Source organism: Mesorhizobium sp. EU05-FHT14A09 (assembly GCF_058790995.1).
On the sequence record NZ_JBYTDF010000007.1, the window covers coordinates 63054 to 87572 of the forward strand.

A 24519-nucleotide genomic window follows, 5' to 3' on the forward strand; every position below is an offset into this window, starting at 1 on the left:
AGCCTGCGGCGCACTCGCTGAAGCTTTGACCGATTTCGTCGGCGATCGGCGCGCCCTGCTGATGTGATCGGGAGACGGTAGCTGGACACCTGAACGCATGATCTCGAACGTCGACAGACCTTTCGGGATCCTGCCTCAAGGTTTTGCGGACATCCTCTGCTGCAGCAATTGCATCAGCTCGCCATTTCTGGGGAGCTTGTCGGCCTTCTTCTGCTCGCTGAGCCAATAGAACTGGCCCGGCTTCAGACTGGCGGGCAGTTCGTAATCCATCCCGTCCCAGACGTCTTCACGGAATGAATAGAACGCCCAGTGACCGCCACGTGCGTCGACGGCGTCCATGACATCCTTGAGGTAGGTTCCGCAATCCGCCCACAGGCGCATGCAGCCGAACTCTGCCGCCACGATGCGTGTCGGCTTCAGGCCCTGCGCCTGCGCCCAGTCGAATGCCGTATCGATGTGAGCGCGGACGGCATCGCGGTCCCAGGCAATCGTGCCGCCCGCATAGTCCGTTTTCACGCCCGGATAGCGAAGCGGGATCTTGCGTTTCATGTTTGGCACGCTGGTCGCCTGATAGGGCTCGTACATGTGGAAAGCGTACAGCACCCGATCGTCGGAGAGAGGTTTTGGCCAGGCAGCAAGCGAGCGCGGATTGGCATAATAACCACTGTCGACCATCACCGGCGTGACCGGATCGACGGCGCGGATCGCCGTGACGATCCGCTCATAGAGCTTTGTCAGATCGCGCGGGCTACCCGCCTGTTTTGCCTGCCAGGCCGCGAGGTCGCGCGACGCACCGTTCTCGGCAAGGCCGGTCGTCTTCTCGGGCGCGGGTTCATTGACGATGTTGTAGGCGGCAATGGCTGGATGATCCTTGAGCGCGGCCGCGAGGTCGGACCAGAAGCGAACCGCTTGGTCAGCGAAAATAGGATTCGACCAGAGCCGATCGTCGAATTTGCCACCATTCTGCTGCGCCCAGCGGGCGCCCGGCAGACTGAGCGGAACCACGACGACCTTCAGCTTTGCGGCCTGCGCCGCATCCAGCACCTTGCGGAGCGTTGCGAGGTCTTTGGCTTTCAGACCTTGGTAACGATCCGCGTCCCCAATCAGGAAATCCCGTCCCTCGCCCTTCCATTTGCTGAAGGTGAGGCGCACCCAAGTCGCGCCCGTCGCTGCAAGCGCCTTGAAATACGCTTCGCCGGGAGGTGTTTCATTGAAGCTGTTCCCGCCTCGCTCGCGCTGATCCCAAAAACCCATGAGATCCGCGGCGGCGGCATGGTTCACGCCCTGCATGCCCAACAAGGTCCCCAGGATGGCCGCAAGGCAGCATCGTTTCATCGTGACGTCTCTCCAGATCAGGACGTCGGTGCTTGCGTTTGGTGGCGGTTTTGTGTCGCGGCGCGCCGCGAAAGCGAAACGCGCTTGCGAGCGAAGCGAAAAGCCTGAGCTTCATTTCTTTAGAATTTGACATTGAAGTTTGCGCGAACGGACTGGTCGATGGCGTTGCCGCCATATTGCCCGCCATAGGAGATGCCGAGAGTGGTGTTCGTGGTAATGGCAACGTCCAGTCCGACATCCAGCAGCAGCGCATCCTTCGCGATCGGCACGCCCGCGACGGTGAAAGGCGAGCCGCCGGCAAAGGCGAAGGCGGCGAGCGGCGTGGTGTCGCCGAAGGCATGGCGCCAGCCGAGCGTGCTGCGCAGCGTTGCGGCAATTTCTCCCGAAGCAAAGTCGGTCGAGGCGTGCAGGCCGAACGTCGTGAAGGTGACGCCCGTGCTGGTGCTGTTGCTACGCAAGGCCGCAGCACCGCCGTTCTCCGTGAAACCATCGGTGCTGAGTTTCACATAGGCGAGGTTGGCAAACGGCTCGAAGCCGAATCTGCCGGCATGGATGCCGTAACCCAGTTCGCCGAACACCTGTGTCGTGCCGGCGCGATCGTCACCCTTCAGGCTGTCACCGAAGCCGGGGAACGCCACGCTGCGGCTGGTGGTGATGTCGTGCCACGTATAGGCCGCACCCGTGCGGAAGCCGAGGTTGCCCCATTGCGTGCCGCCGTAGAGGCCGAGGTGATAGTTGTCGCTCAAGCCCGATGAGGCCCGGTTCCTGACATTGAAATCGATTCGGCTGTATCCCGCCATTATGCCGAGGCGCCAGGTGTCGAAGATCGGAGCATCGCCGCCGATGAGAAAACCGCCGGTCGAGTGAGACAGGCGCGCCGCATTGCCGTCGCTGTTGGTGGAGCCCCAACCGCCAAAAGCCTGTCCCCAGAACGCAAAACGGTCGGTCGTGGGTACGACTGCAATTGCAGCCGTCGTTCTTGTATCGGACGAGACGAAGGCGGCATGAGCGCACGTCTTGCCAACAGCCGGGTCGGCATAGGCCATCACCGGGACACGCGAGGTGCCGACCGCGTCAAAAGCGGCGCGGATGCGGTTCGTGGCGGCATCACGCACGAACTGGCTGTCCTCGATCAGCGCCGTCTTGGCTGAAGCATTCGCCTCGCCCGATACCTGATCGAAGGCGTTGCGGGCGGCGGCATCAGTCGGCAGCGCCAGCACCGCGTCGTAGAGCGCATTGCCCGTGAAGAATGGATTGCCGCCCGAAATGCTCTGGATGCCATAGGCAGCCGCCTTCTGATTACGGGTCACGCCGGCGTCGGCGAAGTCGCGCACCCTCGATGTATCGAGATAGGCGCTGTTGGCGTCATAGTTGGCGGTGACGCCGACGAAGGCCGAGATCGGCCCGACATCGCCGGCCAGAGCGCCGAAGGTTCCGGTGAGGCCGCCGGTGGTCGTCAGGACCGTGTAGCGTGCGAGCGCCCGGCCGGAAGCTGAGACATCCAGCGTTGCGCCGCTGATGTTGGCGGCGCCGGTGACGGCGATGCGGTCGGAGGCGCCGGTGCCGTCGATTTGGGCAGAAAACCGGGAACCGGCAACCATGGCCAGGTTGCCCTGCACCGAGAGCGTGCCGATGCCACCGTTGCCGGGCGCGATCGTGCCGCCCGCGTTGATGCTGGTGTTGCCGACCGTGCCGGTGCCGACAACCGTTCCTTTGATCGTCAGCATCTGCGAGGAGGCGATCGAGCCGTTGACCGCGAGCGTCGCGCCGCTGTCCACATTGGTCGGGCCGGTGTAGGTGTTCATCGCCGAGAGCGTCAGCGTGCCGCTGGCCAACGTCAGCCCCAGCCGGCGTGCGCCGCCATCGCGGATCAGGCCGGAGAAGGCCGAGTTTCCGGCGGTCGAACCGTCGATGGTCAGGATGCTGTCGGCAGCGCCGCCATTCTCGATGATCCCCGAACCGGCCGACAGGCTTTGGACGGCGCCGATCACGGTGCTGTAACCGTTGAGCCGGAGCGTGCCGCCGGGGCCGCTATGTTGATTGTCGAAATTGACTGCCACATCCTTGGTCAGGGCATTATCGGCCAGCGTATTGAGCGTGCTGGCGTCGTAGAAATACTGCTGCCCACCGCTGACGGCATTGGCAGCAGAGGCGTTGAGTACGCTGGTTTCGCTGAAATACTGCGTCCCGCCGCTAACCGCATTGGCAGCCGAAGCGTTGAGCGCGCTGGTGCCCCAGAAATACTGTGTTCCGCCGCTGACCGCATTGGCGGCAAAGGCGTTGAGCGAACTGGTGTTGTTGAAATCCTGCATCCCACCGCTGACCGCATTGGCGGCCGAAGCGTTGAGTGCGCTGGAGCCCCAGAAATACTGCTCCCCGCCGCTGACCGCATTGGCGGCAGAGGCGTTCAGTGTGCTGGTGTCGCCGAAATTCTGCGTCCCGCCGCTGGCGGCGTTGGCAGTCGAGGCGTTGAGTGCGCTGGTGTCGCCGAAATTCTGCGTCCCGCCGCTGATGGCGTTGGCAGTCGAGGCGTTGAGTGCGCTGGTGTCGCCGAAATTCTGCGTCCCGCCGCTGACGGCGTTGGCAACCGAGGCGTTCAGCGCGCTGGTGTTGTAGAAATTCTGCGTCCCGCCGCTGACGGCGTTGGCGGCAGAGGCATTGAGCGCACTGGTGTCGATGAAAAACTGCGTCCCACCGCTGACAGCATTGGCGGCCGAGGTGTTGAGTGTGCTGGTGTTGTAGAAATACTGCACCCCGCCGCTGACCGCATTGGCGGCAGAGGCATTGAGCGCGCTGGCGTCGTTAAAACCCTGCGACCCGCCGCTGACGGCATTGGCGGCAGAGGCGTTGAGTGTGCTGGTGCTGTAGAACACCTGTGTCCCGTCACTGACCGCATTGGCGGCAGAGGCATTGAGCGCGCTGGTTTCGGAGAAAAGTTGTTTCCCGCCGCTAACAGCGCTGGCGGCAGTAGCGTTCAGTGTACTGGCGCCGTAGAAACCCTGATTTCCGCCGCTAAGAGCATTGGCGGCAAGGGCGTTCAGCGCGCTGGTCCCGTCGAAATTCTGGATCCCACCGCTGACGGCATTGGTCGCCGAGGCGTTCAGCGCGCTGGCGGCGTAGAAAGTCTGCTTTCCACCACTGACCGCATTGGCTGAGGAGGCATTCAGCTGGCTGGCTCCGCCGAAACGTTGGTTTCCGCCGCTAACGGCATCGGCGACTGAGGCATTCAGCGTGCTCGTATTGTAGAAATACTGCTCCCCGCCGCTGACTGTATTGGCGGCAGAGGCGTCTAGCGTGCTGGTTTCGACGAACCCCTGAATTCCGCCGCTGACGGCATTTGCGGCTGAAGCGTTCAGTGTGCTGGCGCCGTAGAAATTCTGAAATCCACTGCTGACCGCGTTTGTGGCAGAAGCGTTCAGCGCGCTGGAATCGTATAAATACTGCGTTCCGCCGCTGACGGCGTTTGCGGCAGAGGCGTTCAGCGTGCTGGTGTCGCGGAAATACTGGTTTCCACCGCTGACGGCATCTGCGGCAGAGGCGTTGAGCGCGCTGGCGTTGTAGAAAAGCTGCGTTCCGCCGGCAAATGGGCCACTCGTCGTCTGGTTGCCGGTGAAAGTCTGCGCGGCAGCTGTCGATCCCAGGCAGATGGCCACAACCCCAGCCAGCGCCGTGCTCCCGAGCAGAAGGGAGATGCGGCTCTTGCCACGATTGTTATTCATGATCTTCGCCCCCGCGCCGTAGCCAGCCACTTCAGAAATAAAGGCAACGTTCAGCTTGCGATCGGCGCAGGGGCTCTTTTTCTTCGGCGCAAGGGCTCATCTCATGGTGAGCCGGCATGTAATGATGCGGGCAGTTGAAAGCGGCTTGGGGAAGATCTAAACGAGGACATGGAGGACAGGCTTTTATTATCGACAAACTCCGTCGAGCCGGATTTGCGCAGCGATTACTGGCGCGAGATGGTTGCCCCGTTTTTTGATGCCGAGCCGCTTGAAACTGCGCGCAACACCCATCTGGAAGGATCGATCGACGCACGTTTTATTGCCGGACTGAGCGTCTCCCGCACGACCTTCGGTGCCCAGCACCTCAACCGAAGCCGGCGCCTGACCCTGAGCAGTGAAATGAGCGATTTCTACATGCTCGAACTCTTCACGGCGGTGAACGGAAAGATGGATTGCCAAGGGCACACGATGGCCATCGAAGATGGCGATGTCTGCCTTCTGGATCTTGGCCGGGCTTTTACAAGTCAGTTTTCCGCTGGGTCAGGGCTGCCCCTTGTTTTGCCGCGCGCGCCGCTGGATCGGGCGCTGGGTGGCCGGCCCCTGGACGGCCTCCTCCTCAAGGCCGGCCTGCCGGTCACCCGGCTGATTTCCGATCTGATTTTGAGTCTGGACCGCTTGCCATCCATGGGCATCGCGGTTGCGTTGGCCATCGAGGAGGCGGTCACGACGCTGCTCGTCTCCGTGATTGCCGGCCGGACCGTCGACGAGCTGCCGGAGGATCCAGTGCTGAGCCGGATATTCCGCCAGCGTGTCCTGCAATTCATCGATGCGAACCTGCACCGCCCGGACCTCGATCTGGCACTTCTCATGCAGCAGTTCCGGGTGTCGCGCGCCCATCTCTACCGGATGTTCGCCGGGGACGGCGGGGTGCGGGCCGTCATCCGCGACAGGCGGCTGAATGCCGCCTACCGCCAGCTCCTTTCGCACCAAGGCAAGACCGGTTCGATCACCAGCATCGCCCACAAGTTGGGTTTCTCCAGCAGCAATCAGTTCTTGCGGGCTTTCCGCGAGCAGTTTGGCGTGACGCCGAGCGAGGTTCGGCATGAGGGCATGTCGATTGCGTCTGGCGAGGCGGAACGCGGTCTCCAGGCCCATCTTCGCAAAGTGAAGCGATAGCCTGGATGTTCAGTGCCGGCATGGCCATCCCGGCCAACGTCTGGAGCCGCGACGGCTGGGCCGGTGGCATCACCGAAGGTTCGGATTCGGGCGCTGACATCGAGCATTTGCGCCACCACGCGAACCACTCGAGTATCGCAACGACCGGCCGCTACAATCGGAAACCGTCGAGAGGACCCGGAAAGCTGCCGAGCTTCGTGTCGCCCATCGCGTCGGCAAGACCGACTGAGGAACGCCGTCGGAACGCCATCGCCTGACACGTTCTCAGAAACATAAGAAAAGTTTGCGGTCAGATGGCGCGCCCGAAGAGATTCGAACTCCTGACCCCCAGATTCGTAGTCTGGTGCTCTATCCAGCTGAGCTACGGGCGCGCAACAGGCTTTGCCTGACAGCAATCACGGCCTGCGTTTGGTGCCGCCGCGATGCGAGGTGTTCCCTAACGACTCAATTTCCGAAAAGCAAGCGATCAATGAAAAAGTTTTGCCGTCGTCGTGAAAGGCGGCGTTGGCCGGCCGTCAGGCCGACCGCCTGAGACCCCGACGGGCGCGGTCGAGACTGACCGGCTGATCAGGGATGCTGACCGAGAACACGGTGCGGCCACCGATGCTTTCGAGCAGCTCGAGCTTGCCGCCATGGGCGCGCACCAGCTCATGCGCGATTGCCAAGCCGAGACCGGTGCCGCCGCTGCGCGCCGAACCACGGAACGCCAGGAACAGGTTTTCGCGTGCCTTCGCGGGCAGGCCGGGGCCGGTGTCCATGACCAGGATCTGGCTTGTCCCGCCGGTCCGGTCCGCCGATATGACCAGACGCCGGACGACCGCGCCTTCCATGTCGGCGGCCATGGCCTGCACGGCATTGCGCGACAGGTTGGTCAGGACGCGAAACAGCTGTTCGGAATCGGCATCGATCTCGAAGGCGGCATCGACGCCATTCTCGAAATCGATGCCGTCGCCCATGTCGAGCAGTCCGTGCACCTCGTCGACCAGCTGGCGCAGGCGCAGCATGCGGCGGGACGGTGGCGCCTCCTGGGCGCGGCCATAGGCGAGCACGCCTTCGGTGTAGGAAACGGCGCGGTCCAGCGCTTTCAGCAATTTCGGCGCGAAGGCCTGGACGCTGGCATCCCGCACCTGCAACAGGCGATCGGACAGAAGCTGCGCCGACGCCAGCACATTGCGCATGTCGTGGTTGATCTTGGATACGGCGAGACCGAGATCGGCAAGATGCCGCTGCTCGGCGAGCATCTTCTGCAGCCGCGTCTGCATCTCAGCCAATTCGCGTTCGGCGACACCGATCTCGTCGTCGCGGTCGGCGGGCCGCACGATGCGGCCCGGATCGTCCGGCGCTTCCGAGAAAACAAGCATCGAGCGTGTCATCGCCCGCACCGGTCGGATCATGATGCGGTCGACGGCGACATAGACGAGCATCGCGGAAAAGACCGAGATCAGGAGCCCGATCAGGGCGATGTTGCGCGAGAAGGAGAGCATGGCCGCGCGCAGCCGGTAGTCCGGCATGATCAGCTCGAACTCGCGGCCCTGCTCGCCGACCGGACCGAAGATGCGCAGCGTGTGGTCGCCTCCCCAGAACAGGGTTTCGAGCGCATCCGAAAGCTGCTCGAACATGCCTGTGTTGGCGATGTCGATATGCTCGTCGACCTTGGGCGGCATGGCCGCAACCGCCAGCAGGCGCGAGGAATCGCCATCACGCACCGCGATTGCCTTGGCGCCCAAGGCCATCAAAAGGTCGTCTTGGGCGGTGCGGGACAAAGCTCCCGGATCTCCCTCGACCAGAACCACCGACACGGCGGCGGCCGTGTTGAGACGCTCGTGCAGCCAGCGCATCCTGTAGTCGGCGATGGACGGCAGGAAGATCAGCACCTCGGCCAGAAGCACGAAGACGATGGTGAGCAGGATCAGCTTGGCCGACAGGCCGCGTGCCAAAGGCACCGCACGGGCCAAGGCTCCGGCCACAGGCCCGGCGGCCTCCGTACTCTCAATCGTGGAAGGTTCGACGCTCATACACCCAGTGCCGCCATGCCTTCTGATCCAAACTAGGCAATTGTGACGGAATTTCCAGCTATATGAGATCCGCCGACATCTTGCGCGAATCTTTGCCGCCGAGTCGGATTGACTTCCAAAACCCTTCTACCTATAAGCCCCGCTCACGCTCGGGCCCTAGAACCCGGCGCGGTTTCGGTCGCGCCAAACAGGGCCCAGCCAACAAGCTCCTGTTACAAAGTGACAGACACAAGAAGGGCCGCACCCCGCGGTATTTAAACAAATGAAGCGTACCTACCAACCCTCCAAGCTCGTTCGCAAGCGCCGGCACGGCTTCCGCGCCCGCATGGCCACCAAGGGCGGCCGCGGCGTCGTCGCTGCTCGCCGCAACCGCGGTCGCAAGCGGCTGTCCGCTTAAGCGGACGCCACGGCCGTTGCCCTCGACCCGGCCAATGGGACAGGCACCCAAACGGCTTCTGAAACGCACGGATTTTCTGACCGTCCGGCGCGGCGAAAAGCGGCGCGGGCGGTTTTTCCTCGTTGAAGTACTGAACCGCGGCGACAGCGATGCGCCGCGTGTCGGGTTCACGGTCACCAAGAAGGTCGGCAACGCCGTCGTGCGCAACCGGGTCCGCCGGCGACTGAAAGAAGCCGTGCGCACTTATGCCGCCGCTGACATGGAAAGCGGCCATGACTATGTCATCGTGGGGCGCGAGGATGTCCTCACCGCGCCCTTCGGCGAGTTGAAAGCCGAGCTTTCCCGCCGTATCCACGCAAAACGCTAGCGCGACAGGCCAAGGTCTCGATGGAAAACAACCGCAATTTCTTCATCACCATCGCCCTGTCGGTGCTGATCCTGACGCTGTGGCAGGTGTTCTACATGAACCCCCGCGTCGAATCCCAGCGCGAGACGGCACGCATCGAGGCCGAGCGTCAGGCCAAGACGGCACCGGCAGCGGGAGCAACCGGCGCGCAGACACCGGCACAGCCAGGTGCGGTGCCGAGCCTTCCCGGCACCGACGGCGCGACTCCGGCCGGACGCGAACAGGCGCTTGCCGCCACCAGCCGCGTCAAGATCGATACGCCGAGCCTCGAAGGCTCGATCAACCTCACCGGCGCGCGTCTCGACGACCTCAAGCTGAAGCGCTACCGGCTGACCGTCGACAACACTTCGCCAGAGATCGAGCTGCTGAACCCGTCGGCACTGCCCAACGGTTACTATGCCGAGCTTGGTTTCGTCGGCAATGAAGCGACCGGCAAGGTGCCGAGCCCGGACACGGTGTGGACGGTCGATGGCAACGCCACGCTGACGCCGACGACGCCGGTGACGCTCGCTTACACCAACGACAAGGGCCTGACCTTCAAGCGCACCATCTCGGTCGACGCGAACTACATGTTCAAGGTCTCCGACACGGTGCAGAACACCGGTTCGGCGGCTGTCAGCCTTTCCAATTACGGCCGTGTCACCCGCTTCGACAAGCCGAGCACGCCGTCGATCTACGTGCTGCATGAAGGCCTGATTGGCGTGACCGGAAGCGAAGGCCTGCAGGAGCACAAATACGCTTCGGTCGAAAAGGACAAGCAGTATGTGCCTGCCAAGTCGACCGACGGCTGGCTCGGCATCACCGACAAATACTGGGCCGTGACGCTGGTTCCGACCGAAAAGCAGCCGTTCCAGCCGCGCTTTGCTTATTTCGACGACGGCCGTCCGCGCTATCAGTCGGACTTCCTGACCGATCCGATCACCGTGGAGCCCGGCCAGTCCACCACGGTGGAATCGCTGATCTTTGCCGGCGCCAAGGAAGTGTCGAAGATCAACGCCTATGAAAAGGATCTCGACATCCGCCGCTTCGATCTCCTGATCGACTGGGGCTGGTTCTCCTTCTTCACCAAGCCGATGTTCTGGCTGATCGACACGCTCTACAAGTTCTTCGGCAATTTCGGCCTGGCGATCCTCGCCACCACCGTCATCGTCAAGGCAATCTTCTTCCCGCTCGCCAACAAGTCGTACAAGTCGATGGCGAACATGAAGAAGGTGCAGCCCAAGATGCTTGAGATCCGCGAGAAATATGCGGACGACAAGATGAAGCAGCAACAGGCGATGATGGAGCTGTACAAGACCGAGAAGATCAACCCGATCGCCGGCTGCTGGCCGGTGCTGATCCAGATCCCGGTGTTCTTCGCGCTCTACAAGGTGCTCTATGTCACCATCGAAATGCGGCACGCGCCGTTCTTCGGCTGGATCCACGACCTGGCGGCACCCGATCCGACGTCGCTGCTCAACCTGTTCGGTCTGCTGCCTTTCGCCACGCCGGCCATGCTGCATATCGGCATCTGGCCACTGTTGATGGGCGTGACCATGTTCCTGCAGATGCGCATGAACCCGGCACCGCCGGATCCGACGCAGGCTGCGATCTTCACCTGGATGCCGGTGATCTTCACCTTCATGATGGCGGGCTTCCCGGCCGGTCTGGTGATCTACTGGGCCTGGAACAACCTGCTGTCGATCCTGCAACAGGGCGCGATCATGAAACGGCAAGGCGCCAAGATCGAGCTGTGGGACAATCTGGCCGGCCTGTTCAAGAAAAAACCGACGCCCGCGGAATAGCGGGCCTCAGCCATCCCTTTGGAAAAAGGCCCTGGCATAGCCGGGGCCTTTTGCTATTGGCGAAAGGAATAGGCTATCCTCCAGTTCCGCCGCAATCTCGACGGAGATCACAATGAACGGCCCTAATCCCAATACCAAGCATCCGACGCTGCATCACAATCGCGTCGGTTTCCTGAAGCCGATCGTCAACGCTCCCAACATCGAGATCGGCGACTATACCTATTATGACGATCCGGGTGGTCCGGAGAGTTTCGTCGAGACCTGCGTGCTGCATCACCACCCTTTCATCGGCGACAAGCTGATCATCGGGAAATTCTGCGCCATCTCCGAAGGTGCGCGTTTCATCATGAACGGCGCCAACCATGTCATGGGCGGTTTCTCGACCTATCCGTTCAACATCTTCAGCCATGGCTGGGAAAAGGGTTTCGATGTCGCGACATGGAAAGCCGAACTGCGTGGCGACACGGTTATCGGCAATGATGTCTGGATCGGCATGAACACCGCGATCATGCCGGGCGTGAAGATCGGCGACGGCGCCATCATCGCCGCCAAGTCGGTGGTTACTCGTGACGTGCCACCCTATGCGATCGCCGCCGGCAACAGCGCCAAGGTGGTGAAAATGCGCTTCGACGACGAAACCATCACGCGCCTCAGGCAGATCGCCTGGTGGAACTGGCCGGCAGACAAGATCACCCGCAATCTCGATGCCATCCGCGGCGCCGATATCGACCGGCTCGAGGCATCGACGTGACGGCGGAAACGATCACCACCGTCGGCGAAGACATCTTCACGCGGCCATGGGTCTTCATCCGCGGCGTGCCCGCCATGAAGTTCCTGCCACCTGAAGGTCCACCGGAGATCGCCTTCGCCGGCCGCTCCAATGTCGGCAAGTCGTCGCTGATCAACGCGCTGGTCGGCCAGAAAGGGCTGGCGCGCACTTCCAACACGCCGGGCCGGACGCAGGAGCTCAACTATTTCGTGCCGGACGGGTTTTCCGGGGAAGGCGCCGACCTGCCGCCCTTGGCGCTGGTCGACATGCCGGGCTACGGCTATGCGCAGGCCCCGAAAGAGCAGGTCGACCAGTGGACGAAGCTTGTCTTCGACTATCTGAAGGGCCGGGTGACGCTGAAGCGTGTCTATGTGCTGATCGACGCGCGCCACGGCATCAAGAAGAACGACGAGGACGTTCTGACCCTGCTCGACAAGGCGGCCGTCTCCTACCAGATCGTGCTGACCAAGACCGACAAGATAAAAGCGGCTGGGGTGCCGCGCCTGATTGAAGAGACGTTGCTGAAGATCAAAAAACGGCCGGCGGCTTTCCCGGGCGTGCTCGCGACGTCATCGGAGAAAGTGGACGGGCTGGAAGAGCTGCGCGCGGCGATCGTGCTGGTCGCCAACGGCGGATAGACGGTCAGTCTATTCTTGTGGCCAGCCGATCCTGAGCCGTGAACGCCTCGGTGCCGTAGGCCTTCAGGAAGACGTCGACACCGGCCCGCACCACATAGCGTATCTCATGGTCGGCAGGCGACTGGCGGCGATAGCCGTACAGGCGCTGCCTGAGCAGGCCGGCCATGCAGAGCTCGGAGAGCTGGTAGGCGGCAAGATCGACGTCGGCTATCTCGAGCAGGCCCTTTGCGATCGCCCGGTTGAGGAAAGCCTCGACCTTGGCATGACCCTGTTTGGGTCCCTTCTCGTAGAAACGCAGGCCGAGCTCCGGAATGCGCTCCGCGACGCCGATGACGGTGCGCTGCGCCATCACCACCTTGTCCGAGGTGATCTTGTAGGAAAGGGCCATGCCGAAGTCTTCGAGGACATCGCGCAGATTGTCCTCGCGGTCGAGCACCTCATAGAGATTCTGGAAGATCTTGCAGCGTTCTTCCTCGACCAGAGCCTCGAACAGCTCTTCCTTGTTGTCGAAGTAGACGTAGATCGTGCCTTTCGAGACGCCGGCCTCGCGGGTGACGTCGTTCATCGAAGCCGCGTCGAACCCCTTGTCCATGAAAACGCGGCGCGCGCCTTCCATGATCTGGTCGCGTTTCACCGGGTCCTGGCCTGCCGCGGGCCGGCCACGCCCCGCCGTTTCCTCGGCTCTCTCCAATTTCGCTTCGGTATCTATCAGTGTCTCGCTCATTTCCCTGTACGCGTAAAATAATTCGAACCAATCGGTTCGATATCTCTTGATATGGGCTTGTTCTTACGTTAAGTCAACATCGAACCGAACGGTTCAGTTCGCAAATCACAAGAGCGTTGCCATGTCGAACTCTTCTACCCCGAGCACAGCCGAGGTGCATCCGTTTCCAAACGCCAAGGCGCCATCCGCCGAAGCACCGACCGCGCCGGTGGAAAGCGCGGCCGCAGCTCCGGCGCCGGCCAAGAAGAAGCGTTCGGTGCGCTCCCTGCTGCTCCCGATCATCGGATTGGGCCTGGTCGGCACCGGCCTCTGGTACGGCTATGGCTACTGGACCGACGGCCGTTTCATGATCTCGACGGACGACGCCTATGTGCAGGCCGACATGGCCTTCGTTTCGCCGAAGGTCTCTGGCTACATCGACGAGATCAAGGTCGAGAACAACCAGCATGTGAAGGCGGGCGACCCGCTCTTCGTCGTCGATGCCGGCGACTATCGCATCGCCGTCGACCAGGCTGCCGCCCAGATCGCGACGCTGGACAAGACGCTGGCGCGCATCGACGCGCAGATCACCGCTGCCCACGCCTCCCTGCAGCAAGCGTCGGCCCAGAAGAATTCCGCGCAAGCCGCCGCCGACAATGCCCAGCGCACCCAGGGACGCACGGCGCAACTCGTGAAGACCCATGTCGCCACACTGGCGCAGCTGGACGATGCGCAGACGGCGGTCGACCAGACGCGCGCCTCGCTCGCCAGCGCCGAGGCCCAGATCGCAGCGGCGACCGCCAACATCAGTGTCCTGGAAGCGCAACGCGCGGAATCCGCCAGCACGCAGGCCTCGCTGCGCCTGACCAAGGACAAGGCCGAGCGTGACCTCGGCTTCACCGTGTTGCGGGCTCCCTATGACGGCGTCGTCGGCAACCGCTCGGTCGAAAAGGGCAATCTTGTCAGCCCGGGCCAGAAGCTTGCGGTGATCGTACCGCTGAACAAGCTCTACATCGTCGCCAACTTCAAGGAGACGCAGCTCGCCCGCCTGGTGCCGGGCGAGAAGGTCCGCATCGCGGTCGACGCCATGCACAACGAGACGTTCGAAGGAACCGTCTCGTCACTGGCGCCGGCGTCCGGCGCGGTCTTCTCGATGCTGCCGCCGGAGAATGCCACCGGCAACTTCACGAAGGTCGTGCAGCGCGTGCCGGTGCGCATCGACGTGTCGTCCGATGCCATTGCCACGGGCAAGCTGCGCGCGGGCCTGAGCGTCATCGTCGACGTCGACAGCCGCACCGCACCGGCCACAACGACCAAATAGCGGGAAGACACCATGTCGAGCGTCGACGCCGTTGCCGCAGCAAGGCCTGTCGATCACATCGAACCGCGGCGCATCATCGCTTTCCTGGCGATGGTGTTCGGCATGTTCATGGCGATCCTGGACATCCAGATCGTCTCCGCCTCACTGGCGGAGATCCAGGCCGGGCTTTCCGCCAGTTCCGATGAGATACCGTGGGTTCAGACCTCCTACCTGATCGCGGAAGTCATCATGATCCCGCTGTCTGGGTTCCTCAGCCGCATGCTGTCGACACGTGTGCTGTTCACCGTCTCCGCGGCCGGCTTCACGGCGGCGAGCGCGCTGGCCGCCACCGCGACCAACATCGACCAGATGATCATCTACCGTGCGATCCAGGGGTTCATCGGCGGCGGCATGATCCCATCGGTCTTCGCGGCCGCCTTCACCATCTTCCCGCCGTCGCGGCGCGCCATCGTCTCGCCGATGATCGGCCTCGTCGCCACGCTTGCGCCGACCATCGGCCCGACGGTCGGCGGCTATATCAGCCACGCCATGTCCTGGCACTGGTTGTTCCTGATCAATGTCGTACCCGGCATCATGGTCGCGACGGCCGCCTGGACGCTGATCGATTTCGACAAGCCTGACATGAGCCTCTTGAAGAAGTTCGACTGGTGGGGCCTCGCCGGCATGGCGGCGTTTCTCGGCTCGCTGGAATATGTGCTCGAAGAAGGCCCGAACCACGACTGGCTGCAGGAGCAGTCGGTGTTCATCTTCGCCATCGTCATGACGGTGGGCGCGATCGTGTTCTTCTGGCGCGTGTTCACCGCGGAAGAGCCGATCGTCGACCTGCGTGCCTTCAGCAACGTCAACTTCGCCTTCGGCTCGCTGTTTTCCTTCGTCATGGGCATCGGCCTCTATGGGCTGACTTATCTCTACCCGATCTATCTCGGCCGCATCCGAGGCTACGATTCGATGATGATCGGCGAAGCGCTGTTCGTGTCCGGCCTTGCCATGTTCCTCACGGCTCCGGTCTCCGGCATCCTGTCGAACAAGCTCGACCCACGGCTGATGATCGCAACCGGCTTTGTCGGCTTCGCCGCCGGCACCTGGCAGATGACGCATCTGACCGCAGACTGGGATTTCTGGGAGCTGTTCGTTCCGCAGATCCTGCGCGGCGCGTCGATGATGCTGTGCATGGTCGCGATCAACAACATCGCGCTCGGCACCCTGCCGCCGTCACGGCTGAAGAACGCGTCGGGCCTGTTCAACCTGACCCGCAACCTCGGCGGTGCGGTCGGACTGGCGCTGATCAACACGATCCTGATCGACCGCAACGCCTTCCACTACGCCCGCCTGTCGGAGCATGTGCAGTGGGGCAGTGAAGCCGCCCAGGACAAGCTGCGCAACATGACGCTGAACTTCCAGTCGCAAGGCGGGCTTGATGCCAACAGCGCCGCGCTTTCCAAGCTTTCAGGCATCGTGCATCAACAGGCAGCACTGCTTTCCTTCATGGACGTGTTCTATCTGCTGACGATGCTGTTCCTGTCGCTGGCGGCCTTCGTGATGGTCATCAAGCGGCCGCCGACCGCGGCCGGCGGTGGAGGCGGCGGCGGTCACTAGAGCGTTTCCGTCTTTCAAGGAAACGCTTGCCCCCGGAGCCGTCAGGCGGCAGCGGCTCGGAAATTCAAGGCAACGCCATTGATGCAATGGCGCTTGCCGGTGGGCGGCGGGCCGTCGTCGAAGATGTGGCCGAGATGACCACCGCAGCGGCGGCAATAGCATTCCACCCGCACCATGCCGAGCGTCCTGTCTTCATGCGTACCGATGGCATTAGGCATGGCTTCCCAGAAACTCGGCCAGCCGGTGCCTGAGTCGAACTTGGTCTCGGATGCATAGAGCTGCAGGTCGCAACCGGCACAGGCAAAGACACCCTTGCGGTGCTCATTGAGCAGCGGGCTGGTGCCGGGATACTCGGTATCCTCCTGGCGCAGCACGGCATATTGCTCGGGCGTCAGCTGGCTTTTCCATTCGGCATCGGTCTTCTGGATTTCGAATGTCTCGGCTTGCGCCGGCTGCGCGCCGCCAAGGCGCGAGAACACCCAGGCACCCGCTCCGACCGTCACGACGGCTACCGTGCCAAGCAGGAAATCGCGCCGATCCATGAGCCTCATCCTTTTCTGTATCCTGCCCCGTTCGACATCCACGGTGAAGTCACTTCCAGGTGACTGTTTTTCTGCTCGACGGGGCTGAGTAAAAACGGCCGCACGCCAGTCTGGGAGGACCAACGCGCGGCCGCCATGCCTTATTCCTGCTTTTCGCGGGAAACCGGCCTGCCGTTACATCTTGGGCAGAAGAACCTTGTCGATGACGTGGATGACGCCGTTCGACTGCTCGACATCGGCGATGGTGACATGCGCGACATTGCCGCTTTCGTCGGTCACCGTGACCTTGCCACCCTTGTCCTTCAGTGTCAGTTCGCAGCCACCGGCAGTCTTGACCTTGTGCGCGCCGCCATCGGCCTTGACCATCTTGGCGACGTCAGCCGACATCGCCTTGGCGGCAACGACATGACAGGTGAGGATCTTGGTGAGCTTGTCCTTGTTTTCCGGCTTCAGCAGGGTTTCGACCGTGCCCTTGGGCAGCGCCGCAAAAGCTTCGTTGGTCGGCGCAAAGACCGTGAACGGGCCCTTGCCCTGGAGGGTTTCGACCAGGCCGGCCGCCTTGACCGCGGCAACCAGCGTGGTGTGGTCCTTCGAGTTGACCGCATTCTCGACGATGTTCTTCTCGGCATACATCGGCGCGCCGCCGACCATCGGGTTCTTGGCATAGGCGATACCGGCGAGTGCGGATATGGCGACGGTGCCGGCGAACAGCAGCTTGGTGATCTTGTGCATATTCAATCTCCTCTGGTTCCAACCCTCTTCGGGGACGCAAGGAGATACGGAACGTGATCTTCGTGAGTTTCAGCCGATCGAATTTTTTTCGACACAGCGCGCGAAGCAGGCGCTCAGATGTTCCTGAGGTCGCCGGCAGCAACCACCGGTCCGGTGGGCTGGCCGGTCGGCGAGCCGCCCTTCGGTTCCAGGCTGATGGCGAGGACCGCCCCTTGCGCCAGTTTCTGCCGCAGGGGCGCGGAAGGAACCAGTTGTGCTGTCGTGCCGGCTGGAACGACACCGACGGACACCGGCGCGTTCTTGCCTTCGATCAGCCAGAGTTCGAAATCCTTGTCCGAGGCCAGTTGGCCGGCAAGACGCGACAGTCGCACTTCATTGCGCCCCGCATCATAGACCGCGACATAACGCACATCGCTGCCGTCGGCGGCGAGTGAAGCGACCAGTTCGGTCTGCAAGGGCGGAGGGCCGAGGTAAGGAATTGCGACGGCGAGCACCAGCGCGGTGACAGCCGCTGCAGCCAGGCCGCGCCAGAAGGAAAGGCTCGCCCAGAGACTGCCTGGATCTTGCAGCGCGGCGCTGCTCGCGAACAGCCGGCGATCGATCGCTGCTTTCACCGACGCCGGCGCCTCCACCTCGGCATAACCGCTATCGAGTGGCGAAAGCCGCCCCACCCAGGCATCGACCAGGCGCGCGAAGGCAGGATCCTGATCGACCCGTTGTGCCGTCGCCTGGCGTTCGTCCGTCGAAAGCACGCCGAGCACATACTCCGCGGCAAGCGCGTCGTCGTCGCGTTCCGGTCCGGTATGGTCGCTTTGCGTCATCGCTCCAGGCATTCCCGCAATCTGATCAGGCTGCGTCGCAGCCAGGTCCTCATCGTGTTGAGCGGAACGCCATGGCGCTCCGCCAGTTCGGCGTAACTCTCTCCCTTGAGATAGGCGCCTCGCACCGCATCCGCGCGATCCTCTTCAAGCTCATCCAGGCACCGGTGGATGCGGTCAGCCTCGCCGCCCGCCACCGCCGTCGCCTCGGGCCCCGGCGCCGGGTCGGCCACATCGAGCGCGGCGTCGATGTCGGCCGCTGGCCGGCGACGCGCCCTGATGCGATCGATGGCGTGGTTGCGCGCCACCGCGATCAGCCACGACATCGGACTCAGTTCCGACACAGCAAAGCGGTCGGCTTTCGTCCAGACCTTGACGAACACCTCCTGCAGCGCCTCCTCGGCTTCTGCGCGATCGTTCAAGACACGCAGGCAGACGCCGAAAAGTTTCGCACTCGTCTGCCGGTAGAGCAGATCGAACGCGGTCCGGTCCTTCAGCGAAGTCCGGACAATCAGCTTGGTGATGTCCTCGAGCGTCATCGCACCAGCCTATGATGACGGCAGCGATTTGCCTAGCGGCAGCAAAAGCTCTCGAAGCACTCAGGCATCGCGGCGAAACGTCCCAAAGTGGAAACGCTGGGTCGCCCCCCACGGCGTGACATGGTCGTGGCGTCTGCTGTCGACGAGCCGAAAGCCGGCGCCAAGCGTGGCGCCGAGAGATCGTGCGTCATAGCGTAGTACCGTCAGTCCACTGCATTTTTCCGGACCATCCGGTGCAAAGGTACCGATGATCGCATGACCGCCGACGCGCAGGGCCGAGCGCAGCCGCTCGACATAAGCGGCCCGGTCGCTCTCCTCGACCAGGAAATGGAACGCGGCGCGATCGTGCCAGATGCCGTAGGCCCGTTCGGGGCGCCATTGTGTGATGTCCGCCACGATCCAGTCGACCTTGCCGGCATCAGCACCGAGACGCGCCTGCGTGGCCTCGAGTGCTACCGGTGAGATATCGAGGACAGAGAGATCGTCATAGCCGAGTGCCAGCAGCGTGTCGGTGAGGATCGAGGCGCCGCCGCCGACATCGATGATGCCGGTGTCCGGTCTGGCGCCGGCCATTTGCAACAGATCGAGCGAAGGTTCCGGCGTCTCCTGGTACCAGCTCACGGACGTCGTTGCCTTGCTGGCGTAAACGTCGTGCCAGTGGGTTTTCGAATCGACCCCCGTCATCGTGACACCTGTTTGACGGTTTCACCGCTGTTCACGAACAGATGACTCCGGCGTCAGGCCAAAACAAGGCTTGCCGCCTGCTATCGATTGCCCCTCTCGCTGTTTCCCGCTAAGACCTCGCCGTTTCTTTCCAGACAGCCGGGAAATTCGCCATGACGGAAGCCGCCGCCAACGCCGAGATGCAGGCCGCGCTGCTCTCAAGGGCACTGCCTTACATGCAGCGCTACGAGAACAAGACAGTCGTGGTGAAGTATGGCGGCCACGCCATGGGCGACATCGAACTCGGCAAGGCCTTTGCCCGCGACATCGCGCTTCTCAAGCAGTCCGGCGTAAATCCCATCGTCGTGCACGGCGGCGGCCCGCAGATCGCAGCCATGCTGGCCAAGATGGGCATCGAGTCGCGCTTCGAGGGCGGCCTGCGCGTCACCGACGAAAAGACCGTCGAGATCGTCGAGATGGTTCTGGCCGGTTCGATCAACAAGGAGATCGTCGCGCTCATCAACGCCGAAGGCGAATGGGCGATCGGCCTGTGCGGCAAGGACGGCAACATGGTCTTCGCCCGCAAGGCGCACAAGACGATCAAGGACCCGGACTCCAACATCGAGCGTGTGCTGGATCTCGGCTTCGTCGGCGAACCGGTCGAAGTCGACCGGACCTTGCTCGACTTGCTCGCGCGGTCGGAAATGATCCCTGTCCTGGCCCCGGTGGCGCCCGGCCGCGACGGCCACACCTACAACATCAACGCCGACACCTTCGCCGGTGCCATTGCCGGTGCGGTCAAGGCCACGCGCCTGCTGTTCCTCACCGACGTTCCCGGCGTGCTCGACAAGAACAAGAAGCTGATCGACGAGCTGACTGTCGCGGAAGCCAAGGCGCTGATTGCCGACGGCACGGTTTCCGGCGGCATGATCCCCAAGGTGGAAACCTGCATCGAGGCGATCGAGCGCGGTGTCGAGGGCGTTGTCATCCTCAACGGCAAGACGCCGCATTCGGTGCTGCTCGAGCTTTTCACCGAACATGGCGCCGGCACGCTGATTGTGCCGTAAAGCTCCGGTTGGAGCTTTCTTCGAACCGCGACAGGCTCTAATTCAGGCAATTGCGGACGCCAAGCGCGATGCACTACGATCGCCCTAGTCCGACTGTTCGCCTGCCTTTAGCCTCCGCAACTCGTTGTGCTGGAGATCCGCCGCGGCGGTCATGAATTCCAGGATGGTGGCGAGTTCCACGTCGTTGAAGTTGCGCAGCATCCTTTCGCCGACGCTGGCAATACCGCCATAATAGCGCGCGCACAGGTCTCGCGTCTTTTCCGTGGCTTCGACAACCACCTTGCGCCTGTCCTCGGTGCTGCGCGTTCGCGTGAGAAAACCACGCGCTTCCAGTCTGTCGATCAGAGCCGTGACCGCGGCCGGGGTCAGCCCGGAGACCCGTGCGATGGCCCCTGCAGACTGCGGCCCGTGATAGAGCAGGCTGAGGCAGCGGCCTTCCGCGCTGTTGATGCCCATTTTCTCGCGCACCGCCTCGTCGAAACTCTGCGTCTCGTCCTGCCAGCGCATGATGGCGCTCAGCAATGCTCCAAGCAGTTCGTCGCGACTCGTGGTTGACGATGTTATTTCGATCATCTAAATATCATTCTATCGAGCATTTCGACTGACGTATCATTAAATGAAAGCCGAGATGCCGACAAGTCGACCCTTGCAGAAGGAGAGCCTGATGGCCCAGTCACAGATGTCACGAGAAGAAGAAATGCGTTTCGCCGAACGTTCCATGGAATGGTACGGCTGGGGATCACCGATCGGCCTGGGTGTGATGATCGTCGCGCTGGCTATGGCAGCCGTGCTGCTGCGCATTGCCATCTACGGTTTCTGAGCCGACGACCCGGTCAGGCGGCGCGGCAAACCGCGGCATCGACGATCACCAGATTGCGGCCCCGTCGTTTGGCTTCATAGAGACGCAGGTCGGCGCTGCGCATCAGATCCGGCAATGTCATCTTGTCCTGGCAGAGCGCGCCGCCGATCGACACTGTCAGCCTGACGGTTCGCTCGAGCGGCCTGAACAGGATCAGTTCGACTTCGGTGCGGATGCGTTCGGCGATGCGGGCTGCCTCGCGTTCGTCGGCGCCGTGCAGGAAGGCCGCGAACTCCTCGCCGCCGATGCGGCCGAGCACGTCGCCGGAGCGCATGGCGCGCTTGATGGCAGCGGCAATCAGCAGCAAGGCTTCGTCGCCGGTCGGGTGGCCGTAGCTGTCATTGATGGCCTTGAAGTGATCGGCATCGATGATGAGCAGCGCGCCGCCGGTCTTTTCCTTGGCGTTCTCCAATGCCATCAGAAAGCTCTCGCGGTTGAGCATGCCGGTCATGTCGTCGCGGCTGGCCTTGTCGGACAGTCGCCGGTGCGCCACCGCCAATTGCGCATGGGTGCGGGCAAGCTCGCGGTGCGCGGCCTTCAGCCTGTCGCCCTGCGCAAACATATAGGCACTTGTCGGCCCGGCAATCAGCACCGGGCATACCGTGCCGATGATCCAGGCATCGAGGCCGATAAGGTCACCAGCCAGGGCGCCGATAATCAGAACGACCAGAAGCGATACGAGAACCGCAGCCCCAGCAACAGCTGCGGAACGCACGACTATGCTGGTCATCACTGCCCTCCCTCCCGGCTGGCGGCCTTATGACCGCTAGACTTGAAGGTCTCCTTTAAGCGCTGGCTAAAATTTGAACGATCGCGCGAGTTTGACTTCGATCGGCCCCGGAAAACGATCGACAAAGCAGCTTCCGCTTCGCCGGTTTCATGCGATAACTGCATCATGACCGAATCCCCAGATCCCGCACGTTTTGCCCATGTCACCGACTGGGTCTTCGACCTCGACAACACGCTCTATCCGCATCACTCAAACCTATTCTCGCAGATCGACGCGAAGATGACGGCTTATGTGTCGGAACTGCTCACCTTGTCGCGCGAGGACGCGCGCAAGCTGCAGAAGGAACTCTATCTGGAATATGGCACCACGCTGAACGGCCTGATGGAACGCCACCAGATCGACCCTGACGACTTCCTGGAGAAGGTACACGACATCGACTATTCCTGGCTGGTGCCGGATCCGGTGCTGGGAACGGCGATCCGCCAGTTGCCGGGACGCAAGTTCATCTTCACCAACGGCGATCGCGGCCACGCCGAACGCGCGGCGCGGCAGTTGGGCATCCTCGATCATTTCGACGACATTTTCGACATCGTCGCCGCGGGACTGACGCCCAAGCCGGCACGCCAGACCTATGAGAAATTCGCCAACCTGCACGCCGTCAGCGGACCGAGTTCGGTGATGTTCGAGGATCTGGCGCGCAATCTCGCCGTGCCGAAGGCACTGGGCATGACGACGGTGCTGATCGTGCCGCGCAACTTCGAGCCGACCTTCTCGGAGATCTGGGAACGCGACCCCGACAACGCCGACGACGTCGACTATGTCACCGATGATCTCGCCGGTTTCCTGTCGACCATCGTCGAAACGAACGCTTGAGACGTTTCACTTCCGTCGAAACATTCATCGATGCCGCCGCCCACGGCGTGCTGGACCGGTTGCCGGCGCGCGGCGTGTCGGGCGCGGCGATCGAGTTCCTCGTCTTCGGCCTCAAGCAGGGCTGGGCCTGCCTGTTCGGCGGAGCGATGCTTGCCCTGATCATGGCCACCAAGCTCTGGTGGCCGGATCAGGCCTGGCTTGCCCGCTACGACTGTCTGTTCCTGGCGGCGCTGGCGATCCAGCTAGCCATGCTCGGCTTCAAGCTGGAAACCTGGTCTGAGGCCAAGGTGATCCTGGTTTTCCATGTCGTCGGCACGGTCATGGAGATCTTCAAGACATCGGCCGGTTCGTGGATCTACCCGGAAGATGCCTTCTTCCGCATTGGTGGCGTGCCGTTGTTTTCCGGCTTCATGTATGCCGCCGTCGGCTCCTACCTGGCGCGCGTCAGCCGCATCTTCGACATGCGCTACACCGGCTACCCGCCGCTATGGGCAACCGCCCTGCTTGCGGCAGCGATCTACGTCAACTTTTTCGCGCATCATTTCACGGTCGACATCCGCTATGGCCTGTTCGCCGCGACGGCCGTCCTCTTCTTCAGGACGACGGTGCACTACCGCGTCTTCCGCTTCCGCCACCGCATGCCGCTGCTGCTCGGCTTCCTGCTGGTCTCACTGTTCATCTGGTTCGCCGAGAACATCGGCACATGGTCCCGCGCCTGGATCTATCCGAACCAGAACGAGGGCTGGGCGCCGGTTTCCATCCAGAAACTCGGCGCCTGGTATCTCCTGATGATCATTTCGTTCGTTCTGGTCACACTCGTGCACCGGCCGCGAACGATGGATGAGACCGCCCCGAAAAGCGCACCTCAGAGCGCGTAGAAGCGGCGGATGATCTCCCAGGCTTCGTCGGCGGTATCGACGAAATCGATGATGTCCTGGTCGCCCGGCGTGATGGTGCCCTGCTCGGCCAGATAATCCAGGTCGATGGCGCGCTGCCAGAATTCCTTGCCGAACAGGATCACCGGCACGCGCTCCATGCGTCCCGTCTGAATCAGCGTCAGCGTCTCGAAGAACTCGTCCATGGTGCCGAAGCCGCCTGGGAAAACCGCCACGGCCTTTGCCCGCATGACGAAATGCATCTTGCGGATGGCGAAGTAGTGGAAGTTGAAGCACAGCTCCGGCGTCACATAAGGGTTGGGTGCCTGTTCATGCGGCAACACGATGTTGAGACCGATCGACGGCGCTCCGACATCGTCGGCACCGCGATTGCCGGCCTCCATCACGCCTGGCCCACCACCGGTGACGACGACGAATTCACGATAGTAGGAAGCAGCCGAATGCTGCGAACACAGCCGCGCGAACTTGCGCGCCTCGTCGTAGTAGCGGCTGTTCTTCTCGAGGTTGCGTTTCTGCGTCTCGTTCTTGGCCGCCCATGCCTCGCCACCCGGCTCCGGAATGCGCGCGCCGCCGAACAGGATGACGGTTGAGCGGATGCCGCGTTCGGCCAGGATCATCTCCGGCTTCAGCAGTTCGAGTTGCAGCCGCACCGGCCTCAGCTCGCGCCGCGTCATGAACTCTTCGTCGTTCCAGGCAAGGCGATAGGTCGAGGCGCGGGTCTGTGGCGTATCGGGTACGCTTTTGGCGCGCTCCAGGTCTTCGTCCGAGTGAGGCAGGGGCGTCCAGCCCGACTTTTCCATTGGGTTCATGTCCACCCGTCCAAATCCCTTTCAAGCGTCGTCCCATGACGCAGCTGCGATTGACCCTCACATTCCCATCAAATAGGGTCCGCGCGGCTTTCAAACAGGTTAAGAGCCTGCCTTTCACTGCGTTGTAACGGA

The 24519-nt window shown here is 62.5% G+C and carries 24 protein-coding genes and 1 tRNA gene; 12 read left to right on the forward strand and 13 right to left on the reverse strand.

The genetic code is table 11. The features are described from left to right. Positions 1 to 135: 135 nt before the first annotated feature. Positions 136 to 1290 (reverse strand): glycoside hydrolase family 5 protein, encoded by a 1155-nt coding sequence (locus AC3WTO_RS22105; protein WP_492463072.1) that lies wholly within the window; start codon positions 1288 to 1290, stop codon positions 136 to 138. A 164-nt stretch (positions 1291 to 1454) separates the two neighbouring features. Then, positions 1455 to 5054: an autotransporter domain-containing protein gene (locus AC3WTO_RS22110; RefSeq protein WP_492463073.1), complete on the reverse strand. Its 3600-nt coding sequence runs from the start codon at positions 5052 to 5054 to the stop codon at positions 1455 to 1457. 168 nt (positions 5055 to 5222) lie between these two features. Between AC3WTO_RS22110 and AC3WTO_RS22115 the strand changes: the two genes are divergently transcribed. Further along, complete coding sequence (locus tag AC3WTO_RS22115; RefSeq protein WP_492463074.1) at positions 5223 to 6230, forward strand: helix-turn-helix domain-containing protein; 1008 nt, start codon at positions 5223 to 5225, stop codon at positions 6228 to 6230. Between the two features lie 294 nt (positions 6231 to 6524). Here AC3WTO_RS22115 and AC3WTO_RS22120 read toward each other — a convergent pair. Continuing rightward, positions 6525 to 6601: transfer RNA gene (locus AC3WTO_RS22120), tRNA-Arg, on the reverse strand. Positions 6602 to 6745: 144 nt separating this feature from the next. Further along, positions 6746 to 8245: an ATP-binding protein gene (locus tag AC3WTO_RS22125; RefSeq protein ID WP_492463075.1), complete on the reverse strand. Its 1500-nt coding sequence runs from the start codon at positions 8243 to 8245 to the stop codon at positions 6746 to 6748. Between the two features lie 262 nt (positions 8246 to 8507). Between AC3WTO_RS22125 and rpmH the strand changes: the two genes are divergently transcribed. From rpmH to yihA, 5 genes are all read left to right on the forward strand, one after another. Then, positions 8508 to 8642: a 50S ribosomal protein L34 gene (rpmH, locus tag AC3WTO_RS22130; RefSeq protein WP_008833937.1), complete on the forward strand. Its 135-nt coding sequence runs from the start codon at positions 8508 to 8510 to the stop codon at positions 8640 to 8642. Positions 8643 to 8676: 34 nt separating this feature from the next. Beyond that, the gene (gene rnpA, locus AC3WTO_RS22135; RefSeq protein WP_492463076.1) at positions 8677 to 9009 is read left to right on the forward strand and encodes a ribonuclease P protein component; all 333 of its coding nucleotides are present in this window, start codon (positions 8677 to 8679) and stop codon (positions 9007 to 9009) included. A 20-nt stretch (positions 9010 to 9029) separates the two neighbouring features. After that, positions 9030 to 10832, forward strand: coding sequence for a membrane protein insertase YidC (yidC, locus tag AC3WTO_RS22140; RefSeq protein ID WP_492463077.1), 1803 nt, complete (start codon positions 9030 to 9032; stop codon positions 10830 to 10832). 112 nt (positions 10833 to 10944) lie between these two features. Then, a complete protein-coding gene (locus AC3WTO_RS22145) occupies positions 10945 to 11583 on the forward strand; it encodes a CatB-related O-acetyltransferase (protein ID WP_492463078.1) in 639 nt (212 codons plus the stop codon). Next, positions 11580 to 12239: a ribosome biogenesis GTP-binding protein YihA/YsxC gene (gene yihA, locus AC3WTO_RS22150; protein ID WP_492463079.1), complete on the forward strand. Its 660-nt coding sequence runs from the start codon at positions 11580 to 11582 to the stop codon at positions 12237 to 12239. The genes AC3WTO_RS22145 and yihA overlap by 4 nt, the downstream gene beginning before the upstream one ends. Before the next feature lie 4 nt (positions 12240 to 12243). On the opposite strand, the gene AC3WTO_RS22155 is transcribed toward yihA, so the two are convergent. Further along, the gene (locus tag AC3WTO_RS22155) at positions 12244 to 12963 is read right to left on the reverse strand and encodes a TetR/AcrR family transcriptional regulator (protein WP_492463080.1); all 720 of its coding nucleotides are present in this window, start codon (positions 12961 to 12963) and stop codon (positions 12244 to 12246) included. Between the two features lie 121 nt (positions 12964 to 13084). Here AC3WTO_RS22155 and AC3WTO_RS22160 point away from each other — a divergent pair, with 121 nt between their 5' ends. Together AC3WTO_RS22160 and AC3WTO_RS22165 are read left to right on the forward strand one after the other, a co-directional pair. After that, positions 13085 to 14263, forward strand: a complete 1179-nt coding sequence (locus tag AC3WTO_RS22160; RefSeq protein ID WP_492463081.1) for an HlyD family secretion protein — start codon at positions 13085 to 13087, stop codon at positions 14261 to 14263. A gap of 12 nt (positions 14264 to 14275) precedes the next feature. Continuing rightward, positions 14276 to 15859, forward strand: coding sequence for a DHA2 family efflux MFS transporter permease subunit (locus AC3WTO_RS22165; RefSeq protein WP_492463082.1), 1584 nt, complete (start codon positions 14276 to 14278; stop codon positions 15857 to 15859). A gap of 41 nt (positions 15860 to 15900) precedes the next feature. Here AC3WTO_RS22165 and msrB read toward each other — a convergent pair whose 3' ends face one another. The 5 genes from msrB to AC3WTO_RS22190 form a co-directional block, all read right to left on the reverse strand. Then, positions 15901 to 16401: a peptide-methionine (R)-S-oxide reductase MsrB gene (gene msrB, locus AC3WTO_RS22170; protein ID WP_492463083.1), complete on the reverse strand. Its 501-nt coding sequence runs from the start codon at positions 16399 to 16401 to the stop codon at positions 15901 to 15903. 174 nt (positions 16402 to 16575) lie between these two features. Further along, the gene (locus AC3WTO_RS22175; RefSeq protein WP_492463084.1) at positions 16576 to 17133 is read right to left on the reverse strand and encodes a fasciclin domain-containing protein; all 558 of its coding nucleotides are present in this window, start codon (positions 17131 to 17133) and stop codon (positions 16576 to 16578) included. 113 nt (positions 17134 to 17246) lie between these two features. After that, a complete protein-coding gene (locus AC3WTO_RS22180; protein WP_492463085.1) occupies positions 17247 to 17954 on the reverse strand; it encodes an anti-sigma factor in 708 nt (235 codons plus the stop codon). Then, entirely contained in the window at positions 17951 to 18490 is a 540-nt protein-coding gene (locus tag AC3WTO_RS22185; RefSeq protein ID WP_492463086.1) for a sigma-70 family RNA polymerase sigma factor, read from the reverse strand. Before AC3WTO_RS22185 ends, AC3WTO_RS22180 begins: the two co-directional genes overlap by 4 nt. A 60-nt stretch (positions 18491 to 18550) precedes the next feature. Continuing rightward, positions 18551 to 19174: a class I SAM-dependent methyltransferase gene (locus AC3WTO_RS22190; RefSeq protein WP_492463087.1), complete on the reverse strand. Its 624-nt coding sequence runs from the start codon at positions 19172 to 19174 to the stop codon at positions 18551 to 18553. A 152-nt stretch (positions 19175 to 19326) separates the two neighbouring features. On the opposite strand from AC3WTO_RS22190, the gene argB reads away from it, so the two are divergent. Next, positions 19327 to 20220, forward strand: coding sequence for an acetylglutamate kinase (argB, locus tag AC3WTO_RS22195; RefSeq protein WP_492463088.1), 894 nt, complete (start codon positions 19327 to 19329; stop codon positions 20218 to 20220). 84 nt (positions 20221 to 20304) lie between these two features. On the opposite strand, the gene AC3WTO_RS22200 is transcribed toward argB, so the two are convergent. Beyond that, the gene (locus tag AC3WTO_RS22200) at positions 20305 to 20793 is read right to left on the reverse strand and encodes a MarR family winged helix-turn-helix transcriptional regulator (protein ID WP_492463089.1); all 489 of its coding nucleotides are present in this window, start codon (positions 20791 to 20793) and stop codon (positions 20305 to 20307) included. 91 nt (positions 20794 to 20884) lie between these two features. On the opposite strand from AC3WTO_RS22200, the gene AC3WTO_RS22205 reads away from it, so the two are divergent. Further along, on the forward strand, positions 20885 to 21040 hold the full coding sequence (locus AC3WTO_RS22205) for a hypothetical protein (protein ID WP_492463090.1): 156 nt from the start codon (positions 20885 to 20887) through the stop codon (positions 21038 to 21040). Positions 21041 to 21053: 13 nt separating this feature from the next. Here AC3WTO_RS22205 and AC3WTO_RS22210 read toward each other — a convergent pair whose 3' ends face one another. Further along, complete coding sequence (locus AC3WTO_RS22210) at positions 21054 to 21809, reverse strand: GGDEF domain-containing protein (RefSeq protein ID WP_492463091.1); 756 nt, start codon at positions 21807 to 21809, stop codon at positions 21054 to 21056. A 165-nt stretch (positions 21810 to 21974) separates the two neighbouring features. On the opposite strand from AC3WTO_RS22210, the gene AC3WTO_RS22215 reads away from it, so the two are divergent. Continuing rightward, a complete protein-coding gene (locus tag AC3WTO_RS22215) occupies positions 21975 to 22682 on the forward strand; it encodes a pyrimidine 5'-nucleotidase (RefSeq protein ID WP_492463092.1) in 708 nt (235 codons plus the stop codon). Continuing rightward, complete coding sequence (locus AC3WTO_RS22220) at positions 22679 to 23560, forward strand: DUF817 domain-containing protein (protein ID WP_492463093.1); 882 nt, start codon at positions 22679 to 22681, stop codon at positions 23558 to 23560. Before AC3WTO_RS22215 ends, AC3WTO_RS22220 begins: the two co-directional genes overlap by 4 nt. On the opposite strand, the gene AC3WTO_RS22225 is transcribed toward AC3WTO_RS22220, so the two are convergent. Continuing rightward, the gene (locus AC3WTO_RS22225; RefSeq protein WP_492463094.1) at positions 23548 to 24387 is read right to left on the reverse strand and encodes an LOG family protein; all 840 of its coding nucleotides are present in this window, start codon (positions 24385 to 24387) and stop codon (positions 23548 to 23550) included. The two genes, AC3WTO_RS22220 and AC3WTO_RS22225, sit on opposite strands and share 13 nt — an antisense overlap. Positions 24388 to 24519 lie beyond the last annotated feature (132 nt).

Bases quoted from the DNA above. Each gene is read 5' to 3' on its own strand.
- AC3WTO_RS22185 (WP_492463086.1), bottom strand. From the start codon at position 18,490: ATGACGCTCGAGGACATCACCAAGCTGATTGTCCGGACTTCGCTGAAG.
- AC3WTO_RS22155 (WP_492463080.1), bottom strand. From the start codon at position 12,963: ATGAGCGAGACACTGATAGATACCGAAGCGAAATTGGAGAGAGCCGAG.
- msrB (WP_492463083.1), bottom strand. From the start codon at position 16,401: ATGGATCGGCGCGATTTCCTGCTTGGCACGGTAGCCGTCGTGACGGTC.
- AC3WTO_RS22225 (WP_492463094.1), bottom strand. From the start codon at position 24,387: ATGAACCCAATGGAAAAGTCGGGCTGGACGCCCCTGCCTCACTCGGAC.
- AC3WTO_RS22115 (WP_492463074.1), top strand. From the start codon at position 5,223: ATGGAGGACAGGCTTTTATTATCGACAAACTCCGTCGAGCCGGATTTG.
- rnpA (WP_492463076.1), top strand. From the start codon at position 8,677: ATGGGACAGGCACCCAAACGGCTTCTGAAACGCACGGATTTTCTGACC.
- AC3WTO_RS22215 (WP_492463092.1), top strand. From the start codon at position 21,975: ATGACCGAATCCCCAGATCCCGCACGTTTTGCCCATGTCACCGACTGG.
- AC3WTO_RS22160 (WP_492463081.1), top strand. From the start codon at position 13,085: ATGTCGAACTCTTCTACCCCGAGCACAGCCGAGGTGCATCCGTTTCCA.
- AC3WTO_RS22190 (WP_492463087.1), bottom strand. From the start codon at position 19,174: ATGACGGGGGTCGATTCGAAAACCCACTGGCACGACGTTTACGCCAGC.
- yidC (WP_492463077.1), top strand. From the start codon at position 9,030: ATGGAAAACAACCGCAATTTCTTCATCACCATCGCCCTGTCGGTGCTG.
- argB (WP_492463088.1), top strand. From the start codon at position 19,327: ATGACGGAAGCCGCCGCCAACGCCGAGATGCAGGCCGCGCTGCTCTCA.
- AC3WTO_RS22175 (WP_492463084.1), bottom strand. From the start codon at position 17,133: ATGCACAAGATCACCAAGCTGCTGTTCGCCGGCACCGTCGCCATATCC.
- AC3WTO_RS22125 (WP_492463075.1), bottom strand. From the start codon at position 8,245: ATGAGCGTCGAACCTTCCACGATTGAGAGTACGGAGGCCGCCGGGCCT.
- AC3WTO_RS22105 (WP_492463072.1), bottom strand. From the start codon at position 1,290: ATGCAGGGCGTGAACCATGCCGCCGCCGCGGATCTCATGGGTTTTTGG.
- AC3WTO_RS22110 (WP_492463073.1), bottom strand. From the start codon at position 5,054: ATGAATAACAATCGTGGCAAGAGCCGCATCTCCCTTCTGCTCGGGAGC.
- AC3WTO_RS22165 (WP_492463082.1), top strand. From the start codon at position 14,276: ATGTCGAGCGTCGACGCCGTTGCCGCAGCAAGGCCTGTCGATCACATC.
- AC3WTO_RS22180 (WP_492463085.1), bottom strand. From the start codon at position 17,954: ATGACGCAAAGCGACCATACCGGACCGGAACGCGACGACGACGCGCTT.
- AC3WTO_RS22205 (WP_492463090.1), top strand. From the start codon at position 20,885: ATGGCCCAGTCACAGATGTCACGAGAAGAAGAAATGCGTTTCGCCGAA.
- rpmH (WP_008833937.1), top strand. From the start codon at position 8,508: ATGAAGCGTACCTACCAACCCTCCAAGCTCGTTCGCAAGCGCCGGCAC.
- AC3WTO_RS22200 (WP_492463089.1), bottom strand. From the start codon at position 20,793: ATGATCGAAATAACATCGTCAACCACGAGTCGCGACGAACTGCTTGGA.
- AC3WTO_RS22145 (WP_492463078.1), top strand. From the start codon at position 10,945: ATGAACGGCCCTAATCCCAATACCAAGCATCCGACGCTGCATCACAAT.
- AC3WTO_RS22210 (WP_492463091.1), bottom strand. From the start codon at position 21,809: ATGACCAGCATAGTCGTGCGTTCCGCAGCTGTTGCTGGGGCTGCGGTT.